This is a genomic window from Yersinia similis (genome assembly GCF_001053095.1).
In the GTDB taxonomy this organism is placed as follows: domain Bacteria; phylum Pseudomonadota; class Gammaproteobacteria; order Enterobacterales; family Enterobacteriaceae; genus Yersinia; species Yersinia similis.
In genome coordinates, this window is record NZ_CGBP01000008.1 from 19,764 (window position 1) to 32,060 (window position 12,297).

Sequence of the window (12,297 nt, forward strand, 5' to 3'; positions counted from 1 at the left end):
CTGCACAGCCCCAAAGGGAGGCATTAGGCAGGCCGCAAATTAGGAACTCTGTAGACTTTTGGCATCACTACCAATAAGTTTGATTATTAACTCAGAGTGTCAGGCTAGAGTGATTATTCTTTATCGATTTTACGCTCAACAGCTTTTAAGCGTTTATTAATACCATCAATATTCATCACTAAAGCGGCAGTTTTGCGCCACATTTTATTCGGTTGTAACGGAATACCGGAGGAGTATAACCCAGGTTCAGTGATTGGTCGCATCACCATTCCCATTCCGGTGATTGTTACTTTATCACAAATTTCCATATGGCCATTAATCACACTGGCACCGCCAATCATACAATAGCGGCCCACTTTCAAACTGCCAGCCATGATAACACCACCGGCAACTGCCGTATTGTCGCCAATCACAACGTTATGTGCAATCTGACATTGGTTATCAATGATGACACCGTTACCAATAATTGTGTTATCCAGAGCACCACGGTCAATCGTTGTACAGGCACCAATCTCAACACGGTCGCCAATATGTACAGAACCAAGCTGTGGTATTTTTATCCAGTTACCACGATCATTTGCATAACCAAAGCCATCGGCACCAATGACAGTACCAGATTGGATCAGGCAGTTCTGCCCAATAACAATTTCATGATAGATAGAAACATTAGCCCACAGACGGCTACCAGCACCAATATGGGTGTTCTTACCAATGAAGCAACCCGCACCGATGACAACATTATCGCCGAGTACAACACCCGACTCTATGACTGCATTCGCACCAACAGAAACCCTCTCTCCCAACGTTGCCTGCGGAGAAATCACGGCACTTGGTGCGATATCCTGAGCAGGTTGAGGTGTGGTATCCATTATTTGAGCCATGCGCGCATAGGTGAAATAAGGATTTTCAACAACTAACGCGGCAACTTTACAAAAAGGTAAATCAGCCTCAGTCAATACCACAGCACCTGCATTACAAGATGCAAGTTGTCCCCGATAGCGGCTGTTTGACAAAAACGTGATTTGCTCAGGTTGGGCAGAATGCATAGAAGCGATGCCGGTGATGACAAGATCGCCATCACCGTGCACCTGTGCATCCAACTGCTGGGCTAAATCAGCCAGTCGAATTGAAGGCATGTTTTATTTAACCTGTTTCAGTACGTCAGCAGTAATGTCTTTAGAAGAATCAGCGTATGCCACTGCATTCGCATCAATGACGACGTCATAGCCACCTTTGGTAGCAACAGATTTAACAGCATCCTGGATACGGCTCAGGATTTTGTTACGCTCTTCTGCCTGACGACGGCGGTTATCTTGCTCAAAAGCCTGAGCTTTAGTAGAGAAAGTTTCACGCTGTTTCATTACTTCATTTTCCAGTTTGGTACGATCACTGGCTTTCATGGTAGAACCATCACGTTGTAGCTTCTGCATTTTAGTCTGCAGATCGCGCTCCATTCCTTGCAGTTCGGTTGCACGGCCTTTGAATTCATTCTCCAGCTGCTTAGCCACGGCTTCACGCGCGGGTAATTGTTGGAAAATGCTGGAAACATTAACAATAGCAATTTTGTCAGCGGCTTGAACGCTGGCTGAAGCAGCCAATGCTAAACCTAGACTTGCGGCACACAACCACTTTTTCACTATAAACTCCTTACCATTACCCGTTTGTGTCAGAGACACCTTGAATTGCACTTGGTAGTGTATCCCACCTGATGAAGCGTCAGATTTCGCCAACGCGACTTAAGATCCTTTCACTACCAGTGCTGTCTTTAAAATTCAGAACTGCTTTGCCCATCAATTACCAAGTTTTACCAATGTTAAACTGGAATTGCTCTGACTTATCACCTTCGTAATCTTTAACCGGTTTAGCATATGAGAACACCAATGGACCTAATGGAGACATCCATTGCAACGCTACACCCGCAGACACACGAATATTGCTCGCTTTACTGTAATCAGGAATACCTGCAGCACGCGTTTTAGCTGTGTTTTCCCAATTGGTATCCCATACAGTGCCTGAGTCGATAAAGACGGAGGTACGCACAGAATTTGAGTATTTTTCACTGATAAACGGTGTCGGTGTGATCAACTCAATACTGGCCACCGCCATCGCATTACCCCCTACCGCATCGGTAGAGTTATTTACTGTAGCCCCACCATTGGCATAATAAGCCGCTTTTGGACCAATGTTATTAGACCGGAAACCACGAACCGTGCTGGAACCACCGGCATAGAAGTTTTCGTAGAATGGCATCTCTTTCGAACCAATACCGTCACCATAACCTAAGCGACCACGACCTAAGAGTACCCACGAACGATCTTCATTTAATGGCTGGTAAGCTGATGTATCGAAAGTCACTTTGTAGAACTCATTATCTGAGCCTGGCACGGTAACTTTCGTGTTCACCGATGATTTCACACCCGATGTTGGGAAGAAGCCACGGTCAAGGTTGTTATATGTCCACCCCAGATTCAGTGTGAAGTCGTCAGTAGTGAAACCTTCGCGGCCATCATAGCCCGGACGCTCCCCCACTGATTCAAGATAACGCCACATGGCAACCTGCGGTAACATGTCAGACAGATCGTTATGGACATAACCGACACCAACACGTAATGAGTTATTCTCATTAATTGGGAAGCCAAGAGTACCGTCGGCACCATAGCTACTGTTGGTATAACCAGATAGATCCGCATTATCCGCTTTAAAGTCATTGTAGAAAATACGCCCACCCAGACTTACACCATCAACAGTGAAGTAAGGGTCCGTTAGCGTAAATTCTGCATAAGTCTGATAATCGTTCTTTGTGCCGTTAATACCCACGGTATTACCGGTACCTAGCCAGTTATCTTGCTGAACGCCAACCTGGAAACTCACACCACTCTCGGTACCATAACCAATACCAAAATTCAGGCTACCCGTGTTTCGTTCTTTCACTTTATAGGTCACATCAACCAGATCGGCGGCTCCCGGTACACGTTGAGTCTCAACATCAACGGTTTCGAAGTAACCCAAACGGTTAAGACGCTCTTTACCCGCCTCTACCTGATCATTGCCCAACCATGCGCCTTCCATCTGGCGCATTTCACGGCGCAACACCGAGTCTTTACTGGTATCGTTACCTTCGAAACGAATATGACGGACATAGAAACGGTTACCTGCATCCACGTTGATATGCAGTTTAACTGTTTTATCGTCATCATTAATTTCTGGCTGAGTGACAACACGTGGGTAAGCATAGCCGTAACGGCCCAACATCTTTTTGATGTCATCTTCCATACGTGTAACTTTACTGCCGTTAAACAACTCACCCGGCTCAATTTTTGTCAGCTTCTCAGCTTCAGATTGATGCCCTGCAAGATTACCGTTCACAATCACACTATTTAGCTTGAATTGTGGGCCTTCAGTAATATTGATGGTGACATAGATGCCTTTTTTATCTGGCGTCAAACTCACCTGAGTTGAATCGATATTAAAGCGCGCATAACCGCGGTCTAAATAGAAGCTGCGCAAGGTTTCAAGGTCACCTGCCAGTTTCTGTTTCTGATATTTACGATCACCGACCACGTTCCACCAAGGCACCTCGTCACGCAGTTGGAAGCGTGAGATAAGCTCATCAGTAGTGAAACTGTGATTACCTACGATATTAATCTGCTGAATTTTTGCAGAAACACCTTCGGTAAAGACCAATTTCAGGTCAACACGATTACGTGGTAATGGCGTAACAACAGCCTTCACTGAAGCGCTGTATTTACCCACACTGTAATAGAAATCTTCGAGTCCTTTTTCAATGTTGGATATAGTGGTACGGTCCAAGGCCTCGCCAACCCGGACGCCAGAGGCTTCCAGATTCTGCTTGAGCATATCTTCTTTCACCGCTTTATTACCGGAGAAAGTGATGCTGGCAATCGTGGGGCGTTCTTTGACTTGAACAATCAGCGTATTACCATCGCGCAGGACGCGAACGTCCTCGAAGTTGCCTGTAGCAAACAACGCACGGATAGTTTTACCGATGTCATCATCACTGACGGTATCGCCTACGCGAACCGGCATATTAAGTAACGCCGCACCGACGGCGACCCGTTGCAGTCCTTCGAAATGAATATCGTTCACTACGAACCCGTCTGCACCGTATACGGTGGCGCTGCCAAACAGCAGCGACGCTATGAGCAACTTTTTCATCGCCATCGTTGTTATGCGTTCTTCCTAACCTATCCCCTGCCGTTAAAGACGGGAGAAATCATTGAAAAGTGCAAGCCCCATTAATAGCACCAGCAAAATCGAGCCGATGCGATAACTGAAGTCCTGCACTCGCTCAGAAACCGGCCCACCCTTCAGCTTTTCTATCGCCAGGAAGAGCAGATGTCCACCATCTAATACCGGTAACGGGAACAAATTGATAATGCCCAAGTTGACGCTGATTAGCGCCAAAAACATCAGGTAGTACACCAACCCGTACTCAGCTGAAACCCCAGCGCCTTGCGCAATAGATATCGGGCCACTTAGGTTATTCAGCTTAACATCACCAGTAATCAGTTTACCCAACATGCTTACCGTCAACCGCATCAACTGCCAGGTTTTATCCCCAGCTTGATAGACTGCCGTAAACGGCCCATATTGGCGAATTGTTTTATATTCATCCGGAAGTGGTATCACTTTCGGCACTACACCCGCAAAACCTTCACTACGGTTTTCTCCAACCGATTTTGTATCTGGTATCAAGGTTAAAGACAAGGGGGTACCCACCCTTTCAATATCTAACACCAGCGGCTGGCCGGGATTATCACGAACCTGTAAAACAAATGTCTGCCAACGATCCAATAACTGACCATTAACTTTAACGATCCTATCCCCTGCTTGTAAACCCGCCTTTTGTGCCGCTGACCCCGGCTGAACTTCAGCCAAGACAGACTCAATCTGCGGACCACGTGGGATAATACCGAGTGCTACCACTGGATCTTGCTTATCCGGTTCAAATTGCCACTGACGTAAATCCAGAGTTTTCTCTACCACATTGGCGGAACCAAATGGAGCGACTCCCACTTGCATTTGCTTATCGCCAATTCTGCTGATCAACGCCAGACGAACAGAATCCCAATCAGGCGTTTCGATGCCATCAACAGACTTAAGTTCCATTCCTGAAGAAATATTGGCTTGCGCAGCAATAGATTGTGGCGAAATATCACCGATGACCGGACGCACACTTGGCACTCCGATGATAAACACCAGCCAGTAAGCGACAATAGCAAAAAGGAAGTTAGCAATAGGCCCCGCGCTGACGATTGCCGCACGTTGTAAAACAGTTTTATTGTTGAATGATTGATGGCGTAGTTCTGGTGCAACAGCCTCTACACGCTCATCTAACATTTTAACATAACCGCCCAATGGGATAAGGGCGATAACATACTCGGTTCCCTGACGATCAGTACGGCGCCATAACGCTTTACCAAAACCAATTGAAAAACGCTCTACACGGACACCACAGCGCCGTGCCACCCAAAAGTGGCCAAACTCATGCACTGTAATTAAGATCCCCAGTGCGACAATAAACGCAGCCAGGCTCCAGAGTATGCTCATCATAATCCCTAAACTCCCCGTCAGTGACGGATTAAAACACTAACAGCATTAAGCAGGCAAATACCGGCACAGCTGCGGTCAGGCTATCGATACGATCCAGTATCCCACCATGACCAGGAATCAAATGACCACTGTCTTTGATTCCCGCTTCACGTTTAAACATACTTTCAGTCAGATCACCGAGTACCGAGGCCAATGCAGCAACCACGGAACAGATTAACAGTTTTTCGGGGACGATATCCAACGGTGCGTATCGACCAAACAGCAATGATATCAGAGCTGACGTCAGTAAACCGCCAATTAATCCTTCCCATGTTTTACCTGGTGAGACTTTAGGCGCTAATTTGTGTTTACCGAACAATTTACCGAACATGTAGGCGCCAGAATCTGCCCCCCACACTAATAACATGACATATAACAGCCACCAAGCGCCGGTATTATGGTTCTGCTCGTAGCCATACTGGCGCAAGGCAAACATTCCCCAAAAGAATGGGACAATAGTCAGAATACCGAAGATGATGCGCAGGAGGCGCGAGTTACGCCAAAATACAGCAGAGCGCGGGTAAGTAAGCACCAGCATCAATGCAGCAACCCACCAGCCCATAGAGAGCCATAGTGGTATACTCACCAAGAGGTGATGAGGTGAATGCTGATATTCAGGGAGACTAAGCAGCATGGCAACAAGCAGGAGTCCGCACAGTATCGCTAACCAGATACGCTGAGTACGACTGACAAAACCCGCTAATTGACCCCATTCCCAGGCTGCAAGCATACTGACGACGAGAGTAACAATAGCGAAACCAACCGGCGGAAGTAGGAACAGTGCACCAATGACAACCGGAATCAAAATCAAAGCAGTTATGAGACGATACTTCAGCAAAAGTTCCCCCTAGGATGCAGTGGCATCGATAGGTGTAGTTCCCCCGAAGCGACGCTCGCGTTGTGCAAATGCATTCAGCGCACCTTCAAAGACATTTTCATCAAAATCAGGCCAGAGGACATCTGTAAAGTAAAGTTCAGCATAGGCTATTTGCCACAACAAGAAATTACTGATGCGATGTTCACCACCGGTTCTGATCACTAAGTCCACCTGAGATTGCTCATGCAGGCAGATATACGAGTTGAGCGACTCTTCACTGATATCTGTAGGTTGCAATTCCCCTTTCTGAACTTGTTCAGCTAAATGGCGCACCCCTTGGATGATATCCCAACGGCCACCATAATTGGCAGCAATGTTGAGTTTCAATCCGTCATTATTTGCCGTTAATTTTTCTGAACGACGAATTCGCTCTTGTAAACGCCCACTAAAACGGCTGATATCACCAATAATAGATAAACGAACATTATGTTTATGCAAGCTTTTTACTTCACTGTCCAGTGCGCGAACAAAAAGCTCCATCAGAGCGGTCACTTCTTGGTCAGGGCGATTCCAGTTTTCACTGCTAAAAGCATAAAGAGTGAGCGCATCTAAATTATGCGTCGCAGCAAAGCTCACTGCTCGTCGAACTGATTTCACCCCGGCTTTATGGCCGAAAACTCTTAATTTACCCTTGTTTTTAGCCCAACGGCCATTACCATCCATAATGATAGCAACATGACGTGGACTCCGGGGGGACAAGTTAGCCCTATCTTCTTTTACAGGCGACATAACGCGAACTTATTTCCTCAATAAATCAGTTGTTCGTCCCGAACATTAGGCATCAAGCGCACAAAAAAAGCCGTGTACCAAGTCACGGCTTCTGGAGTGACAGCCCAAATAGACGGTTTAAATACCTATTGGGTCACTAATCAACAGTCTATCTATCCATTGATAGGGTTGACTATACCATCTCAGCCTTTCCCTAACAAATGACCGGATCAGCGAACCTGACTTAATTATTTAATTTTGCGATGACTTGGGCCGCGACATCCCGAGCTTTGCGATCAATCACCAACACCTCTTCCACACTGGTAGGTTCTGGTAATAACAAACCTTCAACAACAGTACGGTTAATCACTTCAATATCAGTGAAACGAATTTTTGAATCTAAAAATGCCATGACTGAAATTTCATTTGCTGCATTAAGCGCTGTTGTCGCTGCCTGCCCCGCATTACAGGCGTCTATGGCCAACTTTAGACACGGATAACGTTGATAATCCGGGGTTGTAAAGGTCAGCGCACCTACTTTACAAAAATCCAATGGAGCAACACCTGAGTTAACTCGCATTGGGTAAGCCATCGCATGTGCAATGGGTGTCCGCATGTCTGGAGTCCCCATCTGTGCCAGGATACTTCCGTCATGATAGCGAACCATCGAGTGAATAACAGACTGCGGGTGTAACACAACCTCTATCTGTTCTGCGCTGGCATTAAATAACCATCGAGCCTCAATATACTCCAGGCCTTTATTCATCATCGTCGCTGAGTCGACAGAAATTTTCCGCCCCATAGACCAATTTGGATGAGCACAAGCTTGATCTGGGGTGACATCAGAAAACTGCGAAAGTGGAGTTTCACGAAATGGGCCACCAGAGCCAGTCAAAATAATCCGTGAAACGCCATTTTCATTTAATGAAGAATAGCCTAATTGGCGCTGAATTCTTTCAGGCAAACTCTGAAAAATCGCGTTATGTTCGCTATCAATTGGCAGTAATTGAGCACGGCTGCGTTTAACCTCATCCATAAAGAGTTTACCGCAGGTAATCAGCGACTCTTTATTGGCAAGCAAAACTTGTTTACCTGCACGAATAGCGGCCAATGTTGAGGGTAAACCAGCAATGCCAACAATCGCGGCCATCACTTGATCGACATCATCTAAAGCTGCCAATTCGCAGGCAGCAGCTTCGCCGAAATAAACCTCGGTGTCTGAACCCTGTTCTGCCAACAACAAACGTAGTGCTTTGGCTGAGTCTTCATCAGACATCGCTGCATAGCGGGGGGAGAACTCAAGGCATTGCCGCGCCATTTCCCTGACATTACACCCGGCAACTAACGCCGTTACTTTAAATAATTCGGGGTTTGCACGCACAACACTCAACGTGCTGTTGCCGATGGAGCCAGTAGAGCCAAGAATAGTCAGTTGCTTCATGAGGGCGCTCTGAATAACTGTTTGGTGATAGGCGATATATCAATTTGCCTGCATGGCAAACGATACCATCGTTCCAGGTTTTATGGCGAGTAACTGCCGAAAAAACATTGCTAAGATAAGACATTGATCAGATAAACATGACCGGGTAAAAAAGCAAAGCGCCGCCTAAGCGACGCTTATATCACCCGAGTGGAGATTAAAAATCCATCAACTCAGCTTCTTTTACCGCCAATGCGGCATCAACTTTCTTGATATAGGCATCCGTCAGCTTTTGCACATCGTCTTGAGAACGGCGATCTTCGTCTTCACTGATTTCTTTGTCTTTCAGCAATGCCTTCACTTTATCGTTAGCATCACGGCGCACGTTACGAATAGACACACGTCCCTGCTCTGCTTCTGCCCGCACGACTTTAATCAAGTCTTTACGGCGCTCTTCTGTCAGTGCTGGCAATGGAACACGGATAACTGTACCGGCAGACGATGGATTCAGCCCCAAGTCTGAAGTCATGATAGCCTTCTCTACCGCAGCACTCAGGCTACGGTCGAAAACAGTTAGCGCTAAAGTACGGGAGTCTTCTACTACAATGTTAGCCAATTGACGCAATGGTGTCGCCGTACCGTAGTACTCAACCTGAATACCATCAAGGATACTTGGAGAGGCACGACCCGTACGGATTTTACTAATGTGGTTCTGGAATACTTCCAGACATTTTTCCATGCGCACTTCGGCATCTTTTCTAATTTCGTTAATCACGTTGCGAACCCTTGGAAGCTGGTTACTTGGCTGGCCATAGCTTTTGAGTATAGCCGGTGAATATACAAACCAACTGTTGCTGGTTAAAGGGGCAGACAGAACAATCTGCTTACCCCTGATAATAAGGTCTGTCGCTTATTTAGCGATCAATGTCCCTTCATTCTCACCCATCACCACACGACGCAGGGCGCCGGGTTTATTCATGTTGAAGACCCGAATTGGCAGGTTGTGGTCACGGGCCAAAGTGAAGGCCGCCAGATCCATAACTTTCAACTCTTGTTCTAAAACATCCTGATAGGTTAACTGTTCGTACAATGTTGCGTCAGGATTTTTCACCGGATCTGCGGAGTAAACCCCATCAACCTTTGTTGCTTTTAACACAACATCGGCTTCAATTTCGATACCACGTAAACACGCAGCAGAATCCGTCGTAAAGAATGGGTTACCGGTACCCGCAGCAAAAATAACCACACGGTTATGACGCAGCAAGCTAATCGCTTCGGCCCAACTGTAATTATCACAGACGCCATTAAGTGGAATAGCAGACATCAGGCGGGCGTTCACATAGGCACGGTGCAAAGCATCTCGCATTGCCAGACCATTCATAACGGTAGCCAGCATTCCCATGTGGTCGCCCACTACACGGTTCATTCCAGCCTGTGCCAAACCGGCACCGCGGAATAAGTTACCACCGCCAATGACTACACCGACCTGAATGCCCAATTCAACCAGCTCTTTAACTTCCTGAGCCATGCGGTCCAAAACGCTAGCGTCGATACCGAAACCTTCTGCGCCTTGCAGGGCTTCGCCACTCAGCTTAAGCAGGATACGCTGATATACGGGTTTTGCATTGGTTGCCATGGTGTTGTGTCCTAAGCAGCAGTAATAATATTGGAGACTTGACCGTCAGATATTCAGAACAGCAGTGTGCGCTAAAAACTGAGCAGACTAAGCTTATACCCTAAACAATTCGAGTTATAGGAAGGCAGTCAACGCACTTGTAACTTGAAGTATAACGGGTATCGAGTGAATAAAATGGAACCGCCTATTGGCGGCCCCATTTTGAGCATTAAGACTGTTTGCTCATTGCTGCAACTTCAGCAGCAAAGTCAGTTTCAACTTTCTCAATGCCTTCGCCCACTTCAAAGCGGATGAAGTTTACTACATCCGCGTTGTTTTCTTTCAACAGATCGCCAACAGTTTTGCTTGGGTCCATAACGAAGTTCTGACCAGTCAGAGAGACTTCGCCAGTGAACTTACGCATACGGCCTTCAACCATCTTCTCAGCAATCTCACGTGGCTTGCCGGATTCGATAGCAATGTCCAACTGGATTTGGTGCTCGCGAGCAACAACTTCAGCAGGAACATCGTCTGGCTTAACATATTCAGGCTTGCTTGCAGCGATGTGCATAGCAATGTGCTTAACCAGTTCTTCATCAGCACCGGTTGCCGCAACCATAACGCCGATACGTGCGCCATGCAGATAAGTACCCAGAATGTCGCCTTCCAGTACAGCTACACGGCGAATGTTGATGTTCTCACCGATTTTAGCGACCAGGTTTGCACGTTGTTCTTCGAACTTAGCTTTCAGAACATCGATATCAGCGATTTTTTCAGCCAGAGCTGCGTTGATAACTTCTTCGCCAAATGCTTTGAAGCCAGCATCTTTAGCAACGAAGTCAGTTTCGCAGTTCAGTTCCAGAATCACACCGTACTTACCATCAGCGGAAACTTTAGCCAGGATGATACCTTCAGCAGCAATACGGCCTGCTTTCTTGGCAGCTTTAGCCTGACCAGACTTACGCATGTTGTCGATGGCCAGCTCAATGTCACCATTAGCTTCAACCAACGCCTTTTTACATTCCATCATGCCTGCGGCTGTACGCTCACGCAGTTCTTTTACCAAAGCAGCGGTAATAGCAACCATTTAAATTTCCTCGGTTCTCTTGTGAAGACAAAATCTCACATTAGATATGCAAAGGGGGCCTATAAGGCCCCCCTAACCAACATATTTCAATACCTGGTTAATAAGGGCTCACAACGAGCCGGACTTATTATTCAGCTTCTACGAAGCTTTCTTCCGCCTGAACGGCCAGATCTTGAGAACGACCTTCACGGACGGCGGTAGCAACAGCGCCTAGGTACAGTTTAACTGCACGGATTGCGTCATCGTTACCAGGGATGATGAAGTCAACGCCATCTGGATCGGAGTTAGTATCAACGATAGAGAATACCGGGATACCCAGGTTATTAGCTTCTTTGATAGCGATGTGTTCGTGATCAGCATCAACAACAAACAGTGCGTCAGGTAAACCGCCCATGTCTTTGATACCACCCAGGCTGTTTTCCAGCTTGTTCAGTTCACGGGTACGCATCAGCGCTTCTTTTTTGGTCAGCTTTTCAAAGGTGCCGTCTTGAGACTGGATTTCCAAATCTTTCAAACGTTTGATGGACTGACGAACGGTCTTCCAGTTAGTCAGCATCCCGCCCAACCAGCGATGGTTCACGAAGAACTGGTCGCAGTTGTTAGCAGCTTCTTTTACCGCTTCGCTTGCTGCGCGTTTAGTACCAACAAACAGGATCTTACCTTTACGGGAAGAAATTTTAGTCAACTCAGCCAGAGCTTCGTTGAACATTGGTACAGTTTTCTCCAGGTTGATGATGTGAACTTTGTTACGTGCGCCGAAGATGAAAGGTTTCATTTTCGGGTTCCAGTAACGGGTTTGGTGACCAAAGTGAACACCAGCCTGGAGCATGTCGCGCATGGAAACAGTTGCCATGATTAAAACCTCTATAGTATCAGTTGGGGTTATGCCTCCACGTGTCCCATAACGCCGACCCCATAAGCAATTGATAATAATCAAAAACTTTAGGGCACCCCGGCGAATGTGTCGACACGTGTGT

11 protein-coding genes are annotated in these 12,297 nt (G+C 46.8%); all 11 read right to left on the reverse strand.

Annotated features, from left to right (window positions below):
- Window positions 1-113 precede the first annotated feature (113 nt).
- Window positions 114-1,136 carry a UDP-3-O-(3-hydroxymyristoyl)glucosamine N-acyltransferase gene (gene lpxD, locus AC971_RS08025; protein ID WP_025380989.1) on the reverse strand — a complete coding sequence of 341 codons (1,023 nt, stop codon included), beginning with the start codon at window positions 1,134-1,136 and terminating at the stop codon, window positions 114-116.
- A gap of 3 nt (window positions 1,137-1,139) precedes the next feature.
- Complete coding sequence (gene skp, locus AC971_RS08030) at window positions 1,140-1,637, reverse strand: molecular chaperone Skp (RefSeq protein ID WP_002212140.1); 498 nt, start codon at window positions 1,635-1,637, stop codon at window positions 1,140-1,142.
- A 157-nt stretch (window positions 1,638-1,794) separates the two neighbouring features.
- Window positions 1,795-4,182 (reverse strand): outer membrane protein assembly factor BamA, encoded by a 2,388-nt coding sequence (gene bamA / locus AC971_RS08035; protein WP_025380990.1) that lies wholly within the window; start codon window positions 4,180-4,182, stop codon window positions 1,795-1,797.
- Window positions 4,183-4,218: 36 nt separating this feature from the next.
- Complete coding sequence (gene rseP, locus AC971_RS08040; protein WP_025380991.1) at window positions 4,219-5,574, reverse strand: sigma E protease regulator RseP; 1,356 nt, start codon at window positions 5,572-5,574, stop codon at window positions 4,219-4,221.
- Window positions 5,575-5,602: 28 nt separating this feature from the next.
- The gene (cdsA, locus tag AC971_RS08045) at window positions 5,603-6,451 is read right to left on the reverse strand and encodes a phosphatidate cytidylyltransferase (protein ID WP_025380992.1); all 849 of its coding nucleotides are present in this window, start codon (window positions 6,449-6,451) and stop codon (window positions 5,603-5,605) included.
- Between the two features lie 9 nt (window positions 6,452-6,460).
- Window positions 6,461-7,219 carry a (2E,6E)-farnesyl-diphosphate-specific ditrans,polycis-undecaprenyl-diphosphate synthase gene (gene ispU / locus AC971_RS08050; RefSeq protein WP_025380993.1) on the reverse strand — a complete coding sequence of 253 codons (759 nt, stop codon included), beginning with the start codon at window positions 7,217-7,219 and terminating at the stop codon, window positions 6,461-6,463.
- Window positions 7,220-7,442: 223 nt separating this feature from the next.
- Window positions 7,443-8,639: a 1-deoxy-D-xylulose-5-phosphate reductoisomerase gene (ispC, locus tag AC971_RS08055; RefSeq protein ID WP_025380994.1), complete on the reverse strand. Its 1,197-nt coding sequence runs from the start codon at window positions 8,637-8,639 to the stop codon at window positions 7,443-7,445.
- Between the two features lie 196 nt (window positions 8,640-8,835).
- Window positions 8,836-9,393: a ribosome recycling factor gene (gene frr, locus AC971_RS08060; RefSeq protein ID WP_025380995.1), complete on the reverse strand. Its 558-nt coding sequence runs from the start codon at window positions 9,391-9,393 to the stop codon at window positions 8,836-8,838.
- A 135-nt stretch (window positions 9,394-9,528) separates the two neighbouring features.
- Complete coding sequence (gene pyrH, locus AC971_RS08065; RefSeq protein ID WP_002212133.1) at window positions 9,529-10,254, reverse strand: UMP kinase; 726 nt, start codon at window positions 10,252-10,254, stop codon at window positions 9,529-9,531.
- A gap of 208 nt (window positions 10,255-10,462) precedes the next feature.
- Window positions 10,463-11,320, reverse strand: coding sequence for a translation elongation factor Ts (gene tsf / locus AC971_RS08070; RefSeq protein WP_002212132.1), 858 nt, complete (start codon window positions 11,318-11,320; stop codon window positions 10,463-10,465).
- A gap of 127 nt (window positions 11,321-11,447) precedes the next feature.
- The gene (gene rpsB / locus AC971_RS08075; protein ID WP_025380996.1) at window positions 11,448-12,173 is read right to left on the reverse strand and encodes a 30S ribosomal protein S2; all 726 of its coding nucleotides are present in this window, start codon (window positions 12,171-12,173) and stop codon (window positions 11,448-11,450) included.
- Window positions 12,174-12,297 lie beyond the last annotated feature (124 nt).

Coding starts and splice junctions, on each gene's coding strand:
- lpxD (WP_025380989.1), bottom strand. CDS start 1,136: ATGCCTTCAATTCGACTGGCTGATTTAGCCCAGCAGTTGGATGCACAG.
- bamA (WP_025380990.1), bottom strand. CDS start 4,182: ATGGCGATGAAAAAGTTGCTCATAGCGTCGCTGCTGTTTGGCAGCGCC.
- rseP (WP_025380991.1), bottom strand. CDS start 5,574: ATGATGAGCATACTCTGGAGCCTGGCTGCGTTTATTGTCGCACTGGGG.
- ispU (WP_025380993.1), bottom strand. CDS start 7,219: ATGTCGCCTGTAAAAGAAGATAGGGCTAACTTGTCCCCCCGGAGTCCA.
- ispC (WP_025380994.1), bottom strand. CDS start 8,639: ATGAAGCAACTGACTATTCTTGGCTCTACTGGCTCCATCGGCAACAGC.
- pyrH (WP_002212133.1), bottom strand. CDS start 10,254: ATGGCAACCAATGCAAAACCCGTATATCAGCGTATCCTGCTTAAGCTG.
- tsf (WP_002212132.1), bottom strand. CDS start 11,320: ATGGTTGCTATTACCGCTGCTTTGGTAAAAGAACTGCGTGAGCGTACA.
- rpsB (WP_025380996.1), bottom strand. CDS start 12,173: ATGGCAACTGTTTCCATGCGCGACATGCTCCAGGCTGGTGTTCACTTT.